Origin of the sequence: [Limnothrix rosea] IAM M-220 (assembly GCF_001904615.1) — a bacterium.
GTDB lineage: Bacteria > Cyanobacteriota > Cyanobacteriia > Cyanobacteriales > MRBY01 > MRBY01.
The window spans coordinates 22,745-45,171 of sequence record NZ_MRBY01000032.1 but is presented as its reverse complement, the minus strand read 5'-3'; the positions used below and the strand labels follow the sequence as shown (position 1 = coordinate 45,171).

18 protein-coding genes are annotated in these 22,427 nt (G+C 45.5%); 12 read left to right on the top strand and 6 right to left on the bottom strand.

The annotated features are described in order from the left end of the window. Nucleotides 1-194: 194 nt before the first annotated feature. The 3 genes from NIES208_RS12680 to NIES208_RS12670 all read right to left on the bottom strand — a co-directional run bounded on the left by NIES208_RS12680 (nucleotide 195) and on the right by NIES208_RS12670 (nucleotide 5,454). On the bottom strand, nucleotides 195-1,793 hold the full coding sequence (locus NIES208_RS12680) for a phospholipase D-like domain-containing protein (RefSeq protein WP_075893318.1): 1,599 nt from the start codon (nucleotides 1,791-1,793) through the stop codon (nucleotides 195-197). Further along, nucleotides 1,794-2,579 (bottom strand): TIGR03943 family putative permease subunit, encoded by a 786-nt coding sequence (locus NIES208_RS12675; protein WP_075893317.1) that lies wholly within the window; start codon nucleotides 2,577-2,579, stop codon nucleotides 1,794-1,796. A 457-nt stretch (nucleotides 2,580-3,036) separates the two neighbouring features. After that, the gene (locus NIES208_RS12670) at nucleotides 3,037-5,454 is read right to left on the bottom strand and encodes an inverse autotransporter beta domain-containing protein (protein ID WP_075893316.1); all 2,418 of its coding nucleotides are present in this window, start codon (nucleotides 5,452-5,454) and stop codon (nucleotides 3,037-3,039) included. A gap of 188 nt (nucleotides 5,455-5,642) precedes the next feature. Here NIES208_RS12670 and NIES208_RS12665 point away from each other — a divergent pair, with 188 nt between their 5' ends. Next, nucleotides 5,643-7,877: a PBP1A family penicillin-binding protein gene (locus NIES208_RS12665; RefSeq protein ID WP_075893315.1), complete on the top strand. Its 2,235-nt coding sequence runs from the start codon at nucleotides 5,643-5,645 to the stop codon at nucleotides 7,875-7,877. A gap of 93 nt (nucleotides 7,878-7,970) precedes the next feature. On the opposite strand, the gene NIES208_RS12660 is transcribed toward NIES208_RS12665, so the two are convergent. Further along, nucleotides 7,971-8,468 (bottom strand): FHA domain-containing protein, encoded by a 498-nt coding sequence (locus NIES208_RS12660; protein WP_075893314.1) that lies wholly within the window; start codon nucleotides 8,466-8,468, stop codon nucleotides 7,971-7,973. Between the two features lie 309 nt (nucleotides 8,469-8,777). After that, nucleotides 8,778-9,581 (bottom strand): phosphate ABC transporter ATP-binding protein PstB, encoded by an 804-nt coding sequence (pstB, locus tag NIES208_RS12655; RefSeq protein ID WP_075893313.1) that lies wholly within the window; start codon nucleotides 9,579-9,581, stop codon nucleotides 8,778-8,780. Between the two features lie 354 nt (nucleotides 9,582-9,935). On the opposite strand from pstB, the gene lepA reads away from it, so the two are divergent. From lepA to NIES208_RS12605, 11 genes are all read left to right on the top strand, one after another. Further along, a complete protein-coding gene (gene lepA / locus NIES208_RS12650) occupies nucleotides 9,936-11,744 on the top strand; it encodes a translation elongation factor 4 (RefSeq protein ID WP_075893312.1) in 1,809 nt (602 codons plus the stop codon). Nucleotides 11,745-12,132: 388 nt separating this feature from the next. Beyond that, nucleotides 12,133-12,594 carry an SRPBCC family protein gene (locus NIES208_RS12645; RefSeq protein WP_075893311.1) on the top strand — a complete coding sequence of 154 codons (462 nt, stop codon included), beginning with the start codon at nucleotides 12,133-12,135 and terminating at the stop codon, nucleotides 12,592-12,594. Nucleotides 12,595-13,003: 409 nt separating this feature from the next. Next, nucleotides 13,004-13,513: a bifunctional nuclease family protein gene (locus NIES208_RS12640; RefSeq protein ID WP_075893310.1), complete on the top strand. Its 510-nt coding sequence runs from the start codon at nucleotides 13,004-13,006 to the stop codon at nucleotides 13,511-13,513. Nucleotides 13,514-13,538: 25 nt separating this feature from the next. Then, nucleotides 13,539-14,837, top strand: a complete 1,299-nt coding sequence (locus NIES208_RS12635; RefSeq protein WP_075893308.1) for a recombinase family protein — start codon at nucleotides 13,539-13,541, stop codon at nucleotides 14,835-14,837. Between the two features lie 62 nt (nucleotides 14,838-14,899). After that, on the top strand, nucleotides 14,900-15,094 hold the full coding sequence (gene petP / locus NIES208_RS12630) for a cytochrome b6f subunit PetP (RefSeq protein WP_075893306.1): 195 nt from the start codon (nucleotides 14,900-14,902) through the stop codon (nucleotides 15,092-15,094). A 250-nt stretch (nucleotides 15,095-15,344) separates the two neighbouring features. Beyond that, on the top strand, nucleotides 15,345-15,710 hold the full coding sequence (locus NIES208_RS12625; RefSeq protein ID WP_075893304.1) for a hypothetical protein: 366 nt from the start codon (nucleotides 15,345-15,347) through the stop codon (nucleotides 15,708-15,710). 173 nt (nucleotides 15,711-15,883) lie between these two features. Further along, nucleotides 15,884-16,045, top strand: a complete 162-nt coding sequence (locus NIES208_RS19005; protein ID WP_171971765.1) for a hypothetical protein — start codon at nucleotides 15,884-15,886, stop codon at nucleotides 16,043-16,045. Nucleotides 16,046-16,355: 310 nt separating this feature from the next. Then, a complete protein-coding gene (locus NIES208_RS12620) occupies nucleotides 16,356-17,201 on the top strand; it encodes a pentapeptide repeat-containing protein (protein WP_075893302.1) in 846 nt (281 codons plus the stop codon). Continuing rightward, on the top strand, nucleotides 17,198-17,965 hold the full coding sequence (locus tag NIES208_RS12615; RefSeq protein WP_075893300.1) for a DUF429 domain-containing protein: 768 nt from the start codon (nucleotides 17,198-17,200) through the stop codon (nucleotides 17,963-17,965). Before NIES208_RS12620 ends, NIES208_RS12615 begins: the two co-directional genes overlap by 4 nt. Before the next feature lie 37 nt (nucleotides 17,966-18,002). Continuing rightward, nucleotides 18,003-19,082, top strand: coding sequence for a magnesium chelatase ATPase subunit I (gene bchI / locus NIES208_RS12610; RefSeq protein ID WP_075893298.1), 1,080 nt, complete (start codon nucleotides 18,003-18,005; stop codon nucleotides 19,080-19,082). A 331-nt stretch (nucleotides 19,083-19,413) separates the two neighbouring features. Continuing rightward, nucleotides 19,414-20,616, top strand: coding sequence for a DUF4230 domain-containing protein (locus tag NIES208_RS12605; RefSeq protein WP_171971764.1), 1,203 nt, complete (start codon nucleotides 19,414-19,416; stop codon nucleotides 20,614-20,616). A 135-nt stretch (nucleotides 20,617-20,751) separates the two neighbouring features. On the opposite strand, the gene NIES208_RS12600 is transcribed toward NIES208_RS12605, so the two are convergent. Further along, nucleotides 20,752-22,338: a glucose-6-phosphate isomerase gene (locus tag NIES208_RS12600; RefSeq protein ID WP_075893294.1), complete on the bottom strand. Its 1,587-nt coding sequence runs from the start codon at nucleotides 22,336-22,338 to the stop codon at nucleotides 20,752-20,754. Nucleotides 22,339-22,427 lie beyond the last annotated feature (89 nt).

Sequence of the window (22,427 nt, the reverse complement as noted above, 5' to 3'; positions counted from 1 at the left end):
CCCGATCTCTCGCTCTCCCATTCACCGCGTCGTACTTCCGAGCATGCTTAAGCACAACTCACGTTATTTATTCTTCCTTGGGGAAGGTGCTCGGAGAGCAGAAGGGTTTTTCATGGGTTATGTAATATGTAATCTATCGAGAGCCCATCTCTACCTTCTTCCAAGAGGGGAAATATCAATTTATTATCACTAATTTACCAAGTGACTTTGTTTTCGAGATTTTTGATTTTCTTTTCGCCAATGCCTGATACTCGATCGAGATCTTCGAGATTTTTGTAGGGTCGACCTTCAATGATTCTTTGGGCTAAACTCTCACCAATACCCGGTAAAGTTTCCAGTTCGATGGTGCTGGCTGTATTGAGATTGACGATGCCATCAGGGGAGGCGGCCACACAGTTTGCGGGTGTAGGTTTTTGTCTCTCGGCAATAAAAGGCGGTACACCTAGAAAAGCATCGGTGTATAGACGCTCAAATTCCCGCTCAAAATGTGCTGCAATTATTGGGTTTTGGATCACTAATAGGGACTCGTCGTTTTGATTGTTCGCGGAGGCTGACCAGTTGTGGGAACCCGTGATTACGGTGCGATTATCAATGACCGCAAATTTGTGGTGCAGCTTATCGCCATGGGCAAGTTTGGGTGTGCCGACGGAGGTAATGGGAGTTTGCCATGGTCGATTAAAGGGATCGCATTTTTCTTTGAGGTTTACGCCGAGCATATCTAAGCCATCGCTATAGTCCCGGAAGGCAAAGCTGGGGTCGATCAGGGTTTGAATTTTTGTGCCTTGACTTGATTCTGTTTCGAGCATGTTGGCAATTTTTTGCTCTGAAAAAACGAATAGGGCAAGTTTGATAGATTGGTTGGCTTGGGATAGTGTTTGTCCGATAAAGCCGTTGGTGGTGCTTTCCCAGGGTTGCGAGCTGGAAAATGGCGAAAATTGTAAGGTGACTTGACTGTTGCCAACGCTAAAAGTTTTGGGTGGCTCTTGCAATTTCTGGACTCCAAATTTTCGGCCTGTCCACATTTCTTCAAATTCTTCGGTAAAGGCGGCGGCGATCGCCGAATCTTCGATTACAACTAAATGATTAATATTGCCCCTAGTTTCAGGGTTAGCAAAATCGCCGTGAATGCCGCTGAGTGTCCAGTTCGCTGAACCTGTTACTACTTTGCGACCATCGACCACCATAAATTTGTGGTGCATTAGACCGCTACCCTTTGACCCATCTGCTGTATCGTCGAGGATTGGGACATCTGCATTTTCGAGGATGGCGATCGCCCCGTGTTTTTCCTTTTCAGCATCGCTCAGAAAACCATCTTGGTCTTCATCCGCTAGCGCCACAAATTCCTGATATTTGCCTTGTTCGCGATCTTCAAATTCAAATAATTCTGTTTGGTCAATCTCAATCCACGGACGACGGTAATGATTCTCGACCATCACCCGCACATTAATGCCATTAGTCTGTTGGGTGGCGATCGCCGCCGCCACTTTTGGTAAATTTAGTTCCTGAATCGCGATATCAATACTTTGGGTGGCCGCCTCAATTTCCCTGATTAAAATCCCTTCGAGATTATCCCCCGCCCGCTCAATCTCCCGATATGGCTCGATATAATCAACCCCTTTCGCTTCGAGGTGATTGAAATAAACCTGAATAAATTCGTCTTGGGGTAAAGCTTGTGGCCGGGGATCTGTTATGCGAAATCGAACAAGAAAACTAGCAACTAAGCCAGTAAAGCCTAGGGCAATAGCCAAAAAAATAACGAGGCGATCGCCCCATTTTTGCCGTCGCGCAAACATTTAGTAGTCGTAGGGATTTCGAGGAGTCGGAATTTCTTTCGCCGTACTCGCCACAATCACGAGTTGCCGCTGGGGAATACCCGCTTCTTCATCACCAAAATCAAAATCCTCAGTGATCATTTCCCCTTCCACCTCGATCCACTGGTCGTCCTCAAATTCTGGCTTCCCCTCAAATTTCACCGGCAAACCAACAGGATAGGCATCCACCGCACAGCAAGTTAGCACGAACCGCGACACCATCACATAATTTTCAGGGAGCTGGGGTAGAGACGTGACAAAACCACTCACTTTCACCGGGTCACCAGTGTAGGCATCCGGCTCAGGATAAGCATTGAGCGTTCTGATCCAATCTAATAATGTGCGTTCTTCTGGATTTGTACCTGTGCGAAAACTTTCCGGTTGACTGCGCGTTAAGGGCAATTCTTCCGTTAGACCCCGCTGAATCGCTGTTTCACTCGCTAAAACTGACGGGGGAATAATAAATCCGGCGATCGCCACAATAATCATCAAACTACTCCCAAAATTTTGCGGAAGTAGCGGAATATGTTGCACCGACTCCCCAGCATTCAGGCTAGGATTAACCGTTTGCCAGATCTTACCCAGACCGAGGACAACCAACAAAACACCAGCTGCCGCACACAAGCCAAAATAATTCGGGTGGATCAAAAGAGCCAACTGTCCCGTAATCGCGTATTTGAGCAATAAACTGCCCCAGAGCAATAATGCCAGACTATCCAACCAAGGTGACCAGTCTTTTTTTCTGCGAGGAGATGGAGATTTAGCCATACAAAAAATACGCTTTCTTTTAAAACAATTGGTTTAAGGATGGATGTTTAAAATACAAACAATCAATATTGTACTGTTCGCTATTGACTGACATCAGGTCAGCTAGCTCAAATATTACATGGCTACGTTGCCTGTGGCGATCGCCCTTGCCTTCTCCACAAACCTCGATAACTCGATATCAGGGTCGCATACCGTAAAAAAAATACCCTAGCATCAGCTTTTCCGGAAATCTAATTGTGGCATTTTTATCAGGACTGAGTATGGGGACTTCAATGTTCCCTTGTCCTTCGGTTGGCTATTGCCTACCAGATTTTTTTTTCAATAATGATGTCGCTCTCAGCCAATATTGTTAATTACTCCGGTGTGAGGCAGTTGTTACGGTGTGATTGGTGGCGATCGCCTAATTGCTCACAAACAGAAAAATAAAAGGCGATCGCTACAAAATTACGCTGAAGTTCTAATTACAAGTTCCAGCAGTAGTCGGTAAATTAGTTGCAACCTGCGAACCCGTATTGCCAGTATTCGTTCCAATAATCAGTTGAGGATTTCCGGCGGCGGCGAAAGGAGGGAATCCCACGCCAGTAAATTGAGGACTATTGTTTCTGACAAATTGATAGGCAGAACCACCGACTGCATTAGCTGTATTGTTTTCAAGGTTTAAACAAACCGTGCCGTTATTGCCGGCGATCGCCGTAAAGCTGCCATTGTTGTAATCCGATAATGTGTAGCCAACCATATTTATTCCAGTCAGCGCAGAAAGATCGCCAATACCCGCGCCACCTAACGTCAGACTGTTACCAGAAATATCAGCATCAATGCGAGAAGTTCCCGCATTCACCCCTTGCACAAAGACTGTGATGGCTGGATTATCACCAGCACCCAACAGTGTATTACCCGCACCTCCCAAAAAAGTCCCTGTCGTTGTGGAGTCTAGGTAAAGGAAAGCAGGGTTTGCCGCAATGCCAATTTTTGCGTCTTGGGTATTACTGATTTGATTATTCGTAATCGCTAAATCTAAATCACCATCACCGAGGGTAATCACACCAACTCCAAAACCCCCTGTACCAATATCAATCGCTGGAGGGCCCGGAGTTTGAGTAATGCCATTGCCAGCCGTTCCCGCCGTATCAATCACGTTGTTATCAACGGTCATGGTCATTGCGACATCGCTATTGTGCAAAAAGAGAATACCATCACCACCAGAGTTATTGATTGTGTTGTTAGTAATAACGCTGTTGAGAACGCTGTTTGGCGACATTAAATCTGGGTTTGTTTCGAGTTCAATGCCAGAATTTTGAGCATTGGTAATGGTGTTGCCGTCTACCAGCAAATTTACGGTGGCGTTGCCTGTTGCTTCTACGTCAATGGCATCGGCGGATTGAAGTCCGGTGGTCGTGCTGGGGCTATCGATTTGATTGTTGAGAATGTTGATCGTTGTTGTAAAGTTGCCGTCGAGATTTGCTGTAATCGCATCGCCATCGCTGTTATTAACAACATTGTTGGCAATGGTGAATGCGCCGTTAATATTTTCAATGAAGAGACTGCTGCCGTTGTTAAAGGCAAAGCCATTGAGTTCGCCGCCGCCATCGCTAAATATTACATTGCCAATAAGTTCGGGGCGATCGCCAGCACCAGACCTAGGTAAATTCACATTGCCTGTAAAGAAATCACTAGTTACGGGTAAGGTTTGCGCTGGAGCCTTCGATAAAACTTTGACTGCGGCAGGAATCGTAAAACCGTTTTGGTTTACGCCACTATTTTCGGCATAAACAACTTGGTTGGCTGCTGCACCTTCGACAATTGTTTTAAGCTGATCGGCATTATTTGAACCTGCTAAATCAACCAATAAAAATTCCCAAGGTTGATCACCATTGTCTGGATTCAGGGCGATCGCCGTTTCACTGGATCTTGCTTCCGAAATTTCGGTGAAGCGTTTGATGGCGATATTGGACTGCCGTTGGAGAGAGCTGGCTAATAATTCCGCTTTATCCGGTTCCGCTGAGTCCTTTGATGCGCCGCCAAACTTTGCGCCGATACTAAAAATTACATTTGTGCCAAATTCTCCGTCTGTTTCTAAGCCCACGCCAAGGTCAAGATTTTTATTCACCTGAGCTAGAAGCCTGCCCCGAAAACCAACAAATGTATCCGTGTTATCGCCGTCGTAAAGGTAGCCGCCAAGAAATCCTTTCAGAAAACCATTGTTCCAACGGGTGAGGGTCATGCCCCCTTCGATATCAAAGCCAGCTAACGATTCCTCTGCCACTTTTTCTTTGCGAGTAATGGTTTCCGAAATCAGTTGCAAATTGGAAACACCCGCAGTACTGCTCTCAATAAACTGTGTGTCGGTGATAACGCCCGTGCCGCCCGTCGTAGTTGTGGAGTTAGAAATGGTTTCACGGCGATCGCCGACGGGGAGATAACCATTTAACCTCGCTTCCCAAGCTGGGTTAAGCGCCTCTAAACCAAGACCAATTTGGTGGGATGTCCAGTCCTCTAAACCGCGTATATCGTAGCCAAGGTAGCCGCCGAAAATATTTTGACCCGCAAAATTTCGATAACCCAGCGCAAAATTACCGCCCCAGTTGCCACTATCGGTATCTACAATTGCTTTGGCTTCCGTAAAAAATAGTTGGCTTGTGCCGTTTTGGGCAAAGGGGAACCAGCCATAAAAAGACCCATAGGAGCTTTCGTAGCCTGAGCCGGGGCCTGTCGTGAAATTAACGCCATATTTTGGTTTGACAAATAAACTTGTTGCGGTTTCCGCTTGGGCAATTTCTGGAGAGGTAGGTTCGGCGATCGCCCCTAAACTACTGACCGTTAAAACGGAGAGTGCGGCGAGGGGAAAGACAACAGAGAATGGCTTGAACATTTTCATGGCGCGACTGGAGAACCTATAAACTTTTTCGCAAATTTTTCTAAGGTTACAAGATTTTAAAGGGTTAGTTTGATAATTTTCGGTAAACCTGTCCTGTGCAAAATCCGTAATGAACCCTTAAACTCTCGAAAAATTGACTATTCTAGATCCTGTATGTTTATGGTGTTTGCCGTCCGGTGGTGTAATCGATGACCCAGCCCAATCAACAGCCCCCCAAAACCCAGATTGGACAAATGGTGACCCAAGCCATCAACACAATGGTGAGCTTTGGGCAGCAAACCCTAAAACCCGATGCCCGCGTCCCAGAAATTCATATTGAAGGTCAAGCCCAACCCTATCCCCTCGTTGGCGATCGCCACACCGGTGGACGAAGCCGCAGTAACGATATTCCCATCAAAAACGAAACCGTCAGCGCCAAACATTTTTCCCTAAGTAAAGACCCCACCAACCCGCGCCACTACATTATCCGCGACGAAAAATCCTCCAACGGCCTTTACATCAACAAACGCAAAACTCGCAGTTACCCCCTCCGTAACGGCGACGAAATTTATCTGGCTCCCCCCGAACTCGCCCAAGCCGTTAAACTCACCTATCGCTACACTCCCCCCACGTGGGTACAATTTATTCGCTATGGGCTGGTGGGTACAGGTGGATTTATTGGTTTTATTTGTCTTCTGTTGGCGTGGCAATGGTCGAAATTCCCCCTTAATCCCCTTCCTGCTGGTGTAACCGGTCCCATTGTAATTTTTGCCGACGATGGTGAAACCGCCATTAACCCCGTCACTACCGACAGTCATCGGGAAATTCCACGCCTGAAAGAATTTTCACCCTATCTTCGTAATGGTGTTCTCGCCTCCGAAGATGCCCGTTTTTATTGGCATACAGGCATCGATCCAATTGGTATTGCCCGTGCCGTAAAAGTTGCTGTCAGTCAAGGGGATGTTACCCAAGGGGCTAGTACGATCACCCAGCAGGTGGCACGGAGTTTATTTCCGGCAGTCGGTACAGAGAAGACCGCGAGTCGTAAACTCCGGGAAATGATCGTCGCCCTTAAGATGGAAACCTTTTTCAGCAAAAATGAAATTTTATTGCTCTATCTCAACAAAGTTTACCTAGGTGTCGGACAGTCCGGATTTGAAGATGCAGCACAGTTTTACTTTGATAAATCAGCACGGGATCTTGATTTGGTAGAGTCGGCGACCCTTGTGGCGATGCTGCCGGCTCCCAATGCCTTTAACCCCATTGTGAATCCCGACAAATCCCGCGAGCAGCGTAATCTTGTGATCGACCGGATGCATAAACTCGGCAAAATCACGGATCAAGAGCAACGTCAAGCGAAGCTAACCCCCATTGAAGACCGCCTCAGTGAAGATGCTCGCCGCGCCCTGTCCAATAATGCTGCGCCCTATTTTTATAATTATGTTCAGCAAGAATTAGAGGAATTACTTGGTGAAGATGCCCTCAAAATGGGTAATCTCTACATCGAAACGGGCTTAAATCTCAAAATGCAGCAAACTGCGGCAAAGGCTCTCGAAACGTCCATTGAGACTGATGGTGCACAGGTCGGCTATTCCCAAGGGGCGATCGCCACATTAGACAGTGAAACAGGCGAAATTCTGGCCATGGTCGGCGGGAAAGATTATGCCGAAAGTCAGTTTAATCGTGCTGTTCAAGCAAAACGCCAACCTGGTTCTACTTTCAAAGTTTTTGGCTACGGGGCGGCGATCGCCAGCGGCACTTCCCCCTACACAAACTTTTCCTGTGCTCCCCTAACTTGGCAGGGACAACAATTTCGTGGCTGTGAACGCACCAGTACTGGCAGCACTGATATGTTTCGAGGCTTAGCCCAATCTGAAAATGCGATCGCCCTCCGCATTGCCCAAGATGTCGGCTTAAACAATGTCATTAATTTTGCCCAGCAGCTCGGCATCGAATCAGAGCTAAACCCATCACCCGGTTTGATTTTGGGAGAAAGCGAAGTCACCGTACTAGAAATGGCCGGAGCCTACGCCACCTTCGCCAACGGCGGCACATGGCAAAAACCCCACGCTATTCGGCGTATCTATGACAGCAGTGACTGTACTGGCAATACCATCGACAGTTGCTATCTGCTCTACGACTTTAGTAAGCGCTCAGATTTTCGCCGTGAACAAGTGATTTCCCGTAGCACTGCCCAAACCATGACCCAGATGATGCAAGGTGTCATTCAAAGCGGGACAGGCAAAGTCGCTCGCCTAGGTCTTGATGAAGCAGGAAAAACAGGGACAACCAACCGCAACGTTGATATGTGGTTTGTCGGCTATGTCCCTTCCCAAAAATTAGTGAGCGCTGTCTGGTTAGGCAACGACGACAACTCTCCCACAAGAGGTGGTAGCTACTACGCGGCAAAGCTGTGGGGAGCTTATACAAACGCATCCTTTTAAAACATCCTTTTAAAACAATAAAAAGAGCAGGCCAGACCGTACCACCATACGGTCGGTTGCTTCTACTCTCTTGTCAAAATCCTCACTTTCAAACTACGAATTATCGATTAGCTGCGTTGTAATATCATCTTGGGGAGAATCATCATCATCGTCATCTTCAATAATCATCGCCGGGTCAATTAGAGTGACATCAAAAGGGTCATCTTCCTTCATAACCTTCCTTTGGGTCGGCATATCAGCGACTTGGCGAAACTTGTAGACGGCAAACACTTGGGGGCCAAAAATAATTTTGTCGTCGTGCTTGAGTTCGTGGGCATTAACTTTTTTGCCATTAACAATAATGCCATTGGCGCTAGTTTGCTGATAGCCATCGCCGTCGAGTAAACGGTAATAGGATTGGCCATTATTGCGGAGACAGCGTAGAAGTGTAGCGTGCAAGCGAGATACAAAGTGAGAATCTAAAACAATAGTACAGTCGCTTTTTCGTCCCAATGTATATTTCGATTCTGTTAATGTAAACTCCCGCTCACCTTGATCATCATGGACAACCAGGTAGTGGTTTTGTTTCCGTGATGCGGCGTTTACGGCCATGGGTCAATAAATATACGAGAACGAATGAAAATGTTGTCTTTAATCTAAAAAATTCAGTTGGACTAACCAGTGATAAAACTGGTTTAAATTGCACCCTGTTATCTAATCCAAGGATTTTCAGATGATACTAATTTTCATCTTACCGGATTTTTAGACTTCTACTCGTGATATCGCGCCGGATAAAGGGCGATCGCCATCATTTCCCCATAACTTACCTTTATAATTTGAATACAAAAAAATCCACAGGGCACTATTTAAAGATACATTGCGGATTTAATCAGCTAAATAGCTTTTGGCGAGTCGTTATTTTTATCCAAAACGACCACTAACATACTCTTGCGTGGCTTGCTCACGGGGATTTTGGAAAATCACCTCAGTGCGATCGCATTCACCGAGATAACCTTGGCGAGTGCCATCTTCATTCGTTTTAACATTGAAGAAAGCCGTCATATCAGCAACACGGGATGCCTGTTGCATATTGTGCGTCACAATGACGATAGTGTATTTCTCCTTTAGCTGGTGAATTAGCTCTTCAATTTTTAGGGTTGAAATCGGATCAAGGGCAGAGCAAGGCTCATCCATCAACACAACTTCCGGTTGAATGGCGATCGTCCGGGCGATACATAGGCGCTGTTGCTGACCACCGGATAAGGCTAAACCACTTTGACGCAGCTTATCTTTTACTTCATCCCATAGTGCTGCTTGACGTAAAGACTGTTCCACAAGCTCATCCATATCACCTTTATAGCCATTGATTCTGGCACCGTAGGCAATATTGTCATAGATCGATTTTGGGAAAGGATTAGGTTTCTGGAATACCATACCAATCCTGCGGCGCACTTCGACGGGATCTACCTCAGAAGAGTATAGACTGCTGCCATGATAGGAAATGTCGCCTTCTAGTTTGAATGAAGAAATTAGATCATTCAGGCGGTTATAGCAGCGCAGCAGGGTACTCTTACCGCAACCGGAAGGCCCAATGAAGGCTGTAACTTGATTTCTAGGTATGTCTAGATAGACCCCTTTAATCGCCAGAAAATTACCATAGTAGACACTTACATTCTTCGTCTGAAGAATATGATCTGTCTGGTGGAGCTGATGTGTATTAGTCATTAGGATAGATTGAGGTCGTAAATCTAAAGCAAAGGTGAGGTTTGGGGGGGTGATCCGGTGACGGCTGAAGATCCAGTAAGTAAATTTGTGTGGCGCTGCTGACAGTCTACACTGTGACACGCTTAAATTTTCAGCATCCGTATCCTATCAGCCATATAGCACTGTGTACTTTAAGAACAGGTAAATATTTTTTTGGTGTTAGGTTCCTCGGCTCAACTGATATGGTGTGCAAGACCAGCTGAATTGTTCATACTGAATAATTACTGACCTGTGGGCGATCGCCCCATCTTTCTCCCCTGAAGGGATAGAAGAATATTAAAATAAATGTAGTTTCTCGAAATTAATGGGATTTTTATGACCGACGTTGCTGTCTCTCGTATCCGAAACTTTTCAATTATTGCCCACATTGACCACGGCAAATCGACCCTTGCTGACCGGATGTTGCAGGACACAAGCACGGTTTCCCAGCGGGATATGAAGGAGCAGTTTCTAGACAATATGGAACTCGAACGGGAACGAGGTATTACCATCAAGCTCCAAGCTGCCCGCATGCGCTACACCGCAAAAGATGGCAACGAATATATCCTCAACCTCATTGATACTCCCGGACACGTCGATTTCTCCTACGAAGTGTCGCGCTCACTAGCAGCCTGTGAAGGAGCATTACTAGTTGTTGACGCGTCCCAAGGGGTAGAAGCCCAGACCTTGGCAAATGTTTACCTTGCCCTCGACAATGACCTCGAAATTATCCCCGTCCTCAACAAAATTGATTTACCCGGCGCAGAACCAGATCGGGTTTCTGAAGAAATTGAAGAAGTTGTCGGCCTTGACTGCACAGATATTATTAAAGCGTCGGCAAAAGCCGGCATTGGCATTGAGGAAATCCTCGAATCGGTTGTACGGGATGTTCCGCCACCAGCCGATACCATTGACCAACCCCTAAGGGCGTTGATTTTTGATAGTTACTATGATCCCTATCGCGGTGTGATCGTCTATTTTCGGGTAATGGACGGCGAAATCAAAAAGGGTGATAAAGTCCTTTTGATGGCGTCAAAAAAAGAATATGAAATTGATGAGCTGGGTGTTTTAGCTCCTAACGAAGTCCATGTGGATAGCCTCCATGCCGGAGAAGTGGGCTATTTTGCCGCTTCGATTAAATCCGTTGAAGATGCCCGGGTGGGTGACACAATCACCTCGGCGGCAGAAAAGGCAGAGGAGCCTTTGCCGGGTTACACCGAAGCAAAACCGATGGTTTTCTGTGGTCTTTTTCCCACCGATGCTGACCAATATCCTGATCTCCGTGATGCCCTCGATAAGCTGAAACTTAATGACGCGGCATTGTCTTTTGAGCCGGAAACGTCTAGTGCCATGGGTTTTGGCTTCCGGTGTGGTTTCCTTGGCTTGCTTCACCTCGAAATTGTCCAAGAGCGCTTGGAGCGGGAATACAATCTCGATCTGATTACGACGGCACCGTCGGTAATTTATCGGGTGACGACAACGGATGGACAGGTGGTGGAAATTGATAATCCGAGTCAGCTGCCGGATCCCCAAAAGCGCGAAAAAATCGAGGAGCCTTACATCAAAGTCGATGTGATTACGCCGGAAGAGTTTGTCGGTACGATTATGGATCTTTGTCAGACCCGCCGTGGTGTGTTTAAGGACATGAAGTATTTTACGGAGAGCCGCACCAATATCATTTATGAGTTGCCTTTGGCGGAGGTGGTGACGGATTTCTTTGATCAGCTTAAATCCAGAACTCGTGGCTACGCGAGCATGGAATATCAACTGATTGGCTACCGTAAGGGTGAGCTGGTGCGTCTTGATCTGATGGTGAATAAAGATCCGGTGGATTCGTTGGCGATGATCGTACACCGTGATAAAGCCTATTATGTCGGTCGGGCAATGGCTGAAAAGCTTAAGGAACTCATTCCCCGCCACCAGTTTAAGATTCCGATTCAGGCGGCGATTGGTTCAAAGATTATTGCGAGTGAACATATTCCGGCTTTGCGTAAGGATGTCCTTGCAAAGTGTTATGGCGGGGATATTTCTCGAAAGAAAAAGCTTCTCCAAAAGCAAGCGAAAGGTAAGAAGCGCATGAAGGCGATCGGTACGGTGGATGTGCCCCAAGAGGCATTCATGGCAGTCCTAAAGCTGGATAATTAAAACAAGGATGTGTTAGCGAAGCGTAACGCATCAACAAGTAATAGTTTCTTCCCAATAAATATGGTGCGTTACATTCCATTAACGCACCCTACAAATAGAAGAGCGGGGCGGCGATCGCCTCTTTTTTCTAACGGTTGATATGCCTCAAGAAGCGTTTATGGCGGTGCTGAAGCTGGATAATTAAAACAAGGATGTGTTAGCGAAGCGTAACGCATCAACAAGTAATAGTTTCTTCTAAATAAATATGGTGCGTTACATTCCATTAACGCACCCTACAAATAGAAGAGTGGGGCGGCGATCATCGCCCTCTTTTTTTGTCTAGGTTACAGAACCCAAGTGATGAAGCAATTCTGTTAGAGTAGTGGAGCGATTTCAAATATAAAGTTTTATGTCTAATTGGCTCGAACACAGTGTACAGATTGAAGTTGACGCACCCATTGAGATGGTTTGGGGTCTTTGGTCTGACCTTGAGCAAATGCCAAAATGGATGAAGTGGATCGAATCTGTCGAAATCCTTGAGGATGATCCAGAGCTTTCGCGTTGGAAGTTGGCGAGTGGCTCTTTTGAGTTTAAATGGCTCTCGAAAACGCTGAAAGTTATACCAAACCAAATCATTCAATGGGAGTCCATTGATGGTTTGCCAAATCGTGGTGCGGTACGTTTTTATGACCGCAAGGGCAGTAGTATTGTTCGCCTCAGTATTGCTTATGATATTCCGGGAATTCTTGGGCAAGTTATGGATAATTTGTTCCTCGGAAAAGTTGTTGAATCGACTATTCAAGCGGATTTAGAGCGGTTTAGAATATACCTCGAGCAAGCGAAGGCTGCTTCGGAAACTATGACTCGATAGGGTTCTCTGTTTCGCTTCTCTCTTTGACATCACGGGGGGCGATCGCCACTGACATCGATTCAAGGACTGACTTAGGATTTTGGCTTGAACATCAAGGTTTGAAAGAATGATGAAGCCTGTTTACTGAAGGCTTGCACTGTGGTGGAGTGATTGGTTCAGAGACAGATATTTTTGGCAAGTTTTATTGCAGCTAGATTGCAAAATTATTCACAAAAACAGCAAATCTTTACCGAAAATAGCAGCAAGTGGGCAAGCGATTTCCCTGACTTGTAGGATACTGTTAGAAGACGCAATTTTAGTGCCGCTAAGCCATTATATGTTTGGACTTAGCTGCCTTGAAGGTCTCTCAAAAATAGATATTCGTCTACCTTGATCCGCTGCCAAACAAATAATTTTCTAGGTCAGAGCCATGATTGAAATGAATGTTGCAGGCATCGCCCTTGATGCTATTACGCGCAGTCCGATTGTTCTTTTAAAAGATGCAACCGAGCGTCGTGCTTTGCCCATTTATATTGGTCAAGATCAAGCGCGTTCCATCATGAATGTCATTGATAATAAAACGCCACCCCGGCCGCTGACCCATGATTTGTTAGCAAATTTGATAGAGACGTGGGATTTAATTGTTGAAAAAGTGATTATTCACGCCCTAGAAGACAATACGTTTTATGCGGTGCTCTGTACGAAACAGGGGGAAATAACGAAAGAAATAGACTGTCGTCCTAGTGATGCGATCGCCCTCGCGTTGCGTATGAATAGTCCGATTTGGGTTTTAGAGGAGGTGATCTCTGAAGCGTCGATTCCCGTTGACCGTGATGCTGACGAAGAAGAACGCCAAGCTTTTCGGGAATTTGTGGATAATCTTAGTCCGGAAGCTTTAATTCGTAATAGTAGTCATTCGGCAAATTCTGAAGAAAGCTAAGGGTGCTTTCTAGACAACTTTTTATATGGCGATTTTTGCTTATACCTACACTGACCCCCTTTTAGATGACTTTGTGGATGCGGCGATTTGGGGGGTAGAAGTCGATGAAGTTTATGCGGATATTGCCCAGCGCTGTGAGCTAAAACGTTTTTTAGGGACTTTATCGTCGACCTGTTCTGGTTATTATTTATTGCTTAGAAAATTGGATGAGTTGGGGGATAGTCTGACAGAAATTGGCGATCGCCTCCAACGGATAGAACAGGCTGGAGTCACGATTATTACCACTGAGCAGGATTACCATTCGACACACCGGGATAATCCTCAACAACTCAGCCAACTTTTGCAAGGGATCGGCGATCGCCAAAAAAGTCGAAAAATTCAACAGGGTCACGCCAAAAATCGTCGCAATTGCTTACCGCCACCAGGGCGCGCCCCCTACGGTTATAAACGGGGACAAGACCGCTATCTCATTGACCGGAGTACGGCTCCCATTGTGCAGGCTTTTTGTGAGCATTTTCTGCTATACGGTTCTCTGCGCGGCTCAGTGCGTTACATCGAACGTCGCTTTGGCAAAAAAATTGCGGTATCAACTGGGCGTAAATGGCTGACAAATCCGGCCTATCGCGGCAATCTGCACTACAAAGACGGCACAACCATCCCCCAAACCCACGCCGCCATCCTGAGTGATAATGAAGCGGCACAAATAGACCGACTACTACGTCGCAACCGTCGTCTGTCGCCCCGTAGCGCTAGTGCGCCCCGTTGTCTTGCTGGTTTAGTGCAGTGCCAAACCTGCCAAAAAACTTTAACGATTTCCCGCGTTACCCAGCGCCGAAAAGCCCAAGAATATCTTTATCTACGATCGCCCAACTGTCCCCAAGACGATAAATGTCCGGCGATCGCCTACGAAGACGTTTTTCGAAGAACAGTACAGAACATTTGCCAAGAATTCCCCAAGCTTGCCGACCAACAAAATGCGCCTCCCCTCGCCGCTATTCAAAGCCAGATTCAGCAGCGTATCCAACAAAAAACAGCGCTCATTGCCACATTGCCCAATTTAATCGAGCAGGACATCCTCGATATCGAGACCGCCGCATTACGCCGTTATACCCTCCAAAATGACATTGCCCAGCTGCAAAACCAACGCAACCAACTGCCCCCCGCCAACCTCCGGGCGATCGCCCAGACCCTAACCCTCGAACAATTTTGGTATGACCTCTCCGAAGCCGAGCGACGCTTCTACCTAAGGGAATTTATTGCCCAGATTTACATTGCCCCGCACCCCAATAGCCCTTGGGAAATCCAGTTAAAATTCATTTTTTAGACCAGTTTCCGATAAACTGAGGAATGATTTAAACCTTTATAAGTAGAACACACATAAACGGCATGGAAATCGGGCAAAAAGTGCAAATATATCGCTTACGAGATCGCGTTGAAAAAGAAATCGCGGATAAACTCGGTAAAGTCGGTACGATCAAAGAATTTCGCGTCACAGACGGTAGTGGTATCGGTGCTTTTGTGAGCTTCGACGACACAACTACAGCTTGGTTTTTCGGTGACGAAATTCGTCCCGCTTCGTAAATATAGCCACCATATACGACGAACAACATTCTCCTAAATCTATCTGTCGGCGTCTCAGTCTAGAGACGTTTTTTATTGGTTGATGTTATTTTCCCACCCCATCCCCTAGCCTCATGGAATGGGTTGGGCTAGGATTTTGCGGATTGCAAAACAGAAGATTACCCAGCTAGAAACTTTTTTAAGGCACAATAGTCATCAAAGATGAAGGATAAAGTTGCAAAGTTTTAGAAAAGCACTTCCTAAAATACCCATGACTAGATTTCCCAAAATTTCTCTGACTGTCGTTTTAGGCTTGGCGATCGCCAGTGCCTTGACCGCACCGAGCCTTGCCCAAAGTAACAATGAAGATATTTACCAAGAAAGCGAAAGCTCAAGCATCTACGGCGGCAACGACAACTTTAATCCCTTTGATCTCATCCATAACTCTCGCTTAAATAATGGCCGAGATCCAGAGCAATTCAAAGCAGAATCCGGCGAAAATATCGACAACGCCGCCGCAAACTATCGCCAGTCTTTACTACAGTACTTTTTACAACAAAGAGCCAACAATGCCTCCCCAGAAGCCAACAGCCTAGAGGTAACTGACGAGAGCAATATTGAAAGTGATACTCCCTAATCAAGGAATGTTTGCTGGGAGAAATCCACTTAAATCGAACTAGACTTACCATCAACAAAAACAGAGACAAGATGCTTTTAAGGAACATTGCAGTTTCAAAACAATGGCATTGGTTCTTAATTTTCACCCATACACTCAAGGCAAAATTATTGCTGTAGTTCTTGAAGTGATGGGTGATTTTTTTTGATAGTTTGTTGCTGAGCCTAGCGTTTTTAATGGCCTGTGGCAAAAAACCGAAGTTAGAAACCTGCACCTTTTGCACCTTGATTGATATCGAAGCACCTGAAGCCGAAATAAAAATGGTCTGTGGCGACAAGATTATTGATGTGCCTTAGTCTGGATTTAAAAAACACATGAAAATCGATCTGAAAGGTTTGCTGGGTAATGTTGACGGTTTTCGGCAACAGGCTGGCTCATTGTCTCCGGGACGAAGGTTCTGATGGTCGGCAAGTCTTCTGCAATATACTGTGGCATCCTCGTGTATATAGTTCGTTGAAGTTTACCTTTGATGACTAAGGCAAATGACGAAAGTTTGTGGCGATCGCCCCTAGACGGTGAGAGGCGTTTATGATTAAAAGGTGAAAATCAATCATCTACTAATCAAGACTGACAGATCTCATAGGGAGGAAAGCAACGTTGAAACAAATGGACGCAGGGGAACTACTCGAACGCTATGCAGCGGGAGAAAGGGATTTTCGTGAAGTGGATCTCGAAGGAGCCTTTTTAGGTGGAGCCCATTTAAATGGCATCAATCTCCGCGAAAGTAGTCTAACGCGCGTCATTTTCACCGGCGCTACCCTGAACCAAGCGAATCTCCGCGAAGCAGATCTAAGCTACTCCAGTCTGCAGGGTGATTTCAGCCAAGCAAATTTAATTTCTAGTAACTTAACCGAGGCCAATCTCACTGCCGCAAAACTGGCCTATAGCGGTATGCGTGCGGCTAATTTGACGCGGGCGAAGTTAGCATCTGCTGATTTGTCCTACTGCATTCTGAATGAAGCAATTATGCGGGAGGCCAATCTCAGTAAGGCGACCCTTGTGGATGCGTTTATTGGTCGAGCGAATTTAACCCAAGCGAATCTTGAGGGCGCAAATTTACAGGGCGCAAATCTCACCAGTGCTATCTTAATCGGCGCAAATCTCCAGGGTGCAAATTTAGCGAATGCAACCTTGCATGGGATTAACGCCACAGGTTCGACCATGAATGATGCGGATTTTAGTAAAAGTAAGCTTAATAGTGCGAATTTAACGAATGCCAAATTGCGCGGTACAAATTTACGGGAAGCACAGCTGGCTTGGACAACTTTACGGGGAGCGGACTTAACGGAGGCAAAGTTGTTTCGGGCAAAACTTTATTGGTCCAACTTCACTGGTGCAAATTTGACACGCACAATGTTGATGGATGCGACGATGGATAAGGTGAATTTCCGTAATGCTATCCTTGACGGTACGATTTTTCCCCGCGGTGTAGATATGGTTCAGGCAACGTGAAGTTCGTCGGTATTGATTTTGGCTGGACTTCCGGCGCTAGTGGTTTGTGTCTGTTGGAGTTTTCTGTAAAAAACCATAGTTTGGCGATCGCCGCTTTTGATCTCATGCTCAATCCCGATGAAATTGTCGCTTGGGTGGATCATGTTTTGCCGCATCCTGAGGCGGGCTTAGTGGCAGTGGATGCCCCCACCATTATCCCTAATGAGACGGGCACAAGATTACCGGATCGCCTGACCCATAAATATTTTGGGAAGTACCATGCCGGCTGCTATCCCGCGAATCTCAATCGGCCGTTTGCGCCACGGACCACCAAATTAGGCTTTGATCTCGAAGCGCGGGGATTTGACCATGCACCAGCAATGACGGCACGAAAAATTGGCCGCTATCAAATTGAAGTTTTTCCCCATCCGGCGATGGTGCAGCTGTTTACCTTGGACAGAATCATTAAATACAAAAAGGGCAGGTTGGGCGATCGCCGCCGAGAATTACAGCGCTTAATGGGCTATGTTGAAACTATTTTGCCGAGCCTAGAGCCGAGCCTAGAGATTAACCAACAGTGGCACACTCTCATTGCCCCAGTGGCAACGGTGAAGGGCAGTATTTTAAAAGAAATTGAAGACCGTATTGACGCTCTAATCTGTGCCTATGTCGGAGCCTATTGGTGGTATTGGGGGAGCGAAAAAAATCAGACCCTCGGCGATCGCGCTTCTGGTTACATTATCGTGCCCGCACCTGTTAGGATTAATGACCAGCAATCATTGTGAATTTATAAAAATTTTTTCTAAATAAATCCCTATTGATATGACAGTGGCAGAAGCTCCGACAAAACAAAAAATGAAGCGCCGTGTTGTCTTTCCGTTTACTGCCGTAATCGGTCAAGATGAGATGAAATTAGCGCTCAAACTAAATATTATTGACCCAAAAATTGGCGGTGTCATGATCATGGGCGATCGCGGTACCGGTAAATCCACCACCATTCGTGCCCTAGCCGATCTTCTTCCTGAAATTGACGTTGTTGCCAATGACCCCTTTAACAGCGATCCCCACAACCCTGAGTTAATGGGAGACGAAGTTCGCCAAAAAATCGAAAATAACGAACCTATCGAAGTCGCAAAAATGAAGGTGCCAATGGTTGACCTTCCCCTCGGCGCAACAGAAGATCGCGTCTGCGGCACTATCGACATTGAAAAAGCCTTATCAGATGGAATAAAAGCCTTCGAACCCGGACTCCTCGCCAAAGCAAACCGTGGCGTATTGTACGTTGACGAGGTAAACCTCCTTGACGATCACCTCGTCGATGTTCTCCTCGACTCCGCAGCAGGCGGCTGGAATACCGTAGAGCGGGAAGGTATTTCCATCCGTCACCCAGCAAATTTTGTCTTAGTGGGTTCCGGTAACCCAGAGGAAGGCGAACTGCGTCCCCAGCTCCTTGACCGTTTTGGGATGCATGCTGAAATCCGTACCGAGCGCAACCCTGAGCAGCGCGTCCAAATCGTAGAACGTCGTTCTGAATTTGATCAAAGTCCCAATGAATTTTTAAACCAATACGACGCGGAGCAAAAAGCAGAACAAGAACGTTTGGTTCAAGCTCAGCAACTACTACCTCAAGTCAACATTGACCGTGAACTGAAGGTAAAAATCTCTGAGGTCTGTTCAGAAGCAGATGTCGATGGCTTGCGAGGTGACATTGTGACAAACCGTGCTGCTAAAGCATTAGCTGCCTATGAAGGCCGTACAGAAGTAACCGTTGATGATATTCGTCGCGTAGTGACCCTCTGTCTCCGTCACCGTCTCCGTAAAGATCCCCTTGAATCCATCGATTCGGGCTATAAAGTTCAAAAGATTGTGGCTCGCGTTTTTGGTCTCGAAGAAGACGAATAGATATCAAACTTCAAACACACGTATTAGCAGGGATTATTCAATGAATTTTCTCTGCTTTTTATCATCAGGAGAATAATACGGTTCTTCCAATGGTTTTGTTATCACTACATTTTTGGCTCTACCCTAAGCACACCAAAGTTGATACTGATCATTGACTGAACTTGAAAAACATCTTGCCAGTATGTCTTCAATAGAAGAGCCAGTAAAAACTTGATAACGCCCCTTTAAAATGTGTCGACAGAACATAATGTTTTGTTAACACACTTTTTTGGCCATTGAGACTGCAAATAAAATTAAAGATATTTTTGCGTCTTCAAATCAATAAATGTTTATGAAATTAGGTCGTGGAGTATTTGATAGATCTTTTTACACAAAAAAAAGAATTTTTTTAGCCTTAGGCGGACTATCTCTTTGGAGTGCGAGTACTTTTATTGTCGCTTATGGTTTTTATCACAGAGGATTTCAAGCAGGTTTTAGTCGAGATCTATCAGAAAGAGTAATTCAACCAACAGGTGAAATAGATTTTGAGCCGAGCTTTTCAGTAGAAGATTTGGTGGCTAATTTGGATGTTTCGGGTATGAATAGCCCATCGTCATCTTTTCAAAGTGCTATTGATATTGTTTATGAGGATCTACTCAGAGCTGTCGGCGAATATTATGAGCTTTCAGAAAAAGAAATGCAAGCTATATCCGAAAAATATCACGCGGAATACAGCGAAGACTTTGCTAATAAACACTTTGAATCCTTATCTTTGTCAAGTCAAGAACGGATAATGTCCTCTTCTAGTTTTCTCAATTTAAACTCATATTATGCCGCTGAGGATTTTCAAGCTGTTTTGATAGGTAATTTTTGTCTGGCTACGGGTATGTTATTCACTATTGTTAAGGTAGACAAAAGATACACAGCTCTTTTGAATAATGCATGCCCGTCTTTGATTAAATACGTAGTAAAACCATTAGCTGAAAATATGAAAAATCGAGGTCTAGAATCAGATCTTACAACTTACGAAAGTCGTATAGAGTCACGGACTCGATCAACAATTTTAGAGTTAGCTACGGCTCAAGAGACATTGGAGGGAAAAATATCCAAACCAGTAAAAAAAGATGTGCTCTTCGGAGCGTTGACATCAAAGCATGAGCTTGTGATAGAAGGGCTTGCAACTGTTAAAGCTGGGTTTGACTTGACAAATGTAGACTTGGTTGAATTCAAACTTGAAGAGAAAGAAATCCATGTTAAGTTACCTGATGCAACAATATTATCTGCTGATGTAGATTATGAGTCTATTTTAGAAAAAAATGGATTCTTTGCATTATTTACTGGGATAGATTCAGAAGATATAAGTACAGGTTTATCTGACTTTAAAATGTATATGAGGAACAAAGCTCTTGATGGTGGTATTTTAAGTAGAGCGGAAGAAAACGCGTGCGATACTTTGATAAATCTTTATAGTCCCATATTAAATTTACCGAATTCTGAGTTTGAATTGCTAGTTTACTATGGCGATAATCCTCAAAAGTGCACTAATGAAATGTAGTTTACTTTTCTGCTGCTCGTAGTCAGTAATTATCAATATTTGTAGGGTGCGTTAATGCAATGTAATGCGCTTTTTTTGTTTCTATTATGTTGTGCGTTACGCTTCGCTAACACACCCTACATGGACAAATTAAAATTAGATGCGACTAATTTTTAGGTCGGCAGGTTTAGCTGGGTTGCCTTCGAGTTTGATGGAACGACCGTTGGCATCAAGGTGACGCACAATTTTGTAAATTGTTTCGATCTGCTCTGACTCGCCGATTTTGCTCGCTAAATTGTCGAGGGTTAAAGCTGATTCGCTTGTTGTTACTGCATCAACAACTTTTTTTTGTAACTCAAGGACGGAAGCTGCTGCTTTTTTCCCTGCTTCTACGCCGGGTTGGTGATAGGCATTGATATTGATGAGGGACGCATAGATGGTGACGGCTCGTTCGTATAACGCAATCATCGCGCCGACAGTGCGGGCATTAACGTCCTGAATGGTGACAGTAATGGAGTCACGCCCGTTGCTGTAGAGGGCTTCTCTTGTGCCGAGCAAAAATCCTGATAAAAAGTCTCCTGCTGTTGCGCCATTTTCGATAGTGATGGACTCTCCTTGGCGATCGCCGAGTACTTCGATGAAAGTCGCGAAGAAATTTGGTACACCTTCTCGCAACTGTTGGACGTAGGCATGTTGGTCAGTGGAACCTTTATTACCGTAGACTGCAATTCCTTGATAAACCTTGTTGCCGTTGAGGTCTTCTTCTTTACCGATGGATTCCATGACGAGTTGCTGGAGATAGCGGCTGAATAGTAATAGGCTGTCTTTGTAGGGCAGGATCACCATATCTTTTTCGCCTTTACCATTGCCGGAGTAGTACCAGGACAACGCGAGGAGGGCGGCTGGATTTTGCTTCAGTTCAGGAACGCGTGTGGCATCATCCATGATCTTTGCGCCTGCGAGCATGGCATCAATATTAATGCCCTGTAGACAAGCTGCGACTAAACCCACCGCAGAGAGTTCGGAGGTGCGTCCACCAATCCAGTCGTACATGGGGAAGGTGTTGAGCCAATGTTCGGATTTTGCCACATTTTCTAGTTTGGAGTTAATCCCTGTAATGGCGATCGCGTGGGAGGAGAAATCAATTTTGTGTTTCTTGTAGAAATTTTTGACCTCCACCATGCCATTGCGGGTTTCAGGTGTACCGCCGGATTTGGAAATGACAAGAACTAGAGTCGTATTCAGACGATCTTTGAGTTTGTCTAGGGTGCGATCAATCCCTGCCGGATCAGTATTGTCAATAAAACTGATATTTAACGGTGCGTCGTTCTCAGCAAGAGCTTCTGCAACAAATTGGGGGCCTAGGGCGGAGCCACCGATACCCACGGACAAAATATCGGTAAACTTGCCACCACCGGGAGCGGTAATTTCGCCGCTGTGGACTGATTTTACGAATTTTTTGATTTTGTCGAGGGTGCTTGTAATATCTGTCTTCAGTTCTTCGTTTGGGGCAAGGTCGGGATTGCGGAGCCAGTAATGTCCCACCATTCGCCCTTCGTCGGGGTTGGCGATCGCCCCTGCTTCAATTGCTTTTATATCTTCAAATGCCTTCTCAAATTTCGGCGCTAAACGCTGCACAAACGCATCATCAAAACCCATCCGACTAATATCGACGTAAAGTTCTAGTTCGGGATGGTAGTAGAGCCAATCTTGGTAACGTTGCCAGAGTGCGGCGGTATCCATATATATATTCTCAGTCTGATTTTCTTTGATTTACGTTAAGTTTAGCTAGAGGGTGACTTCTCGTCCGTCACGATTCACATTGTTTAGTA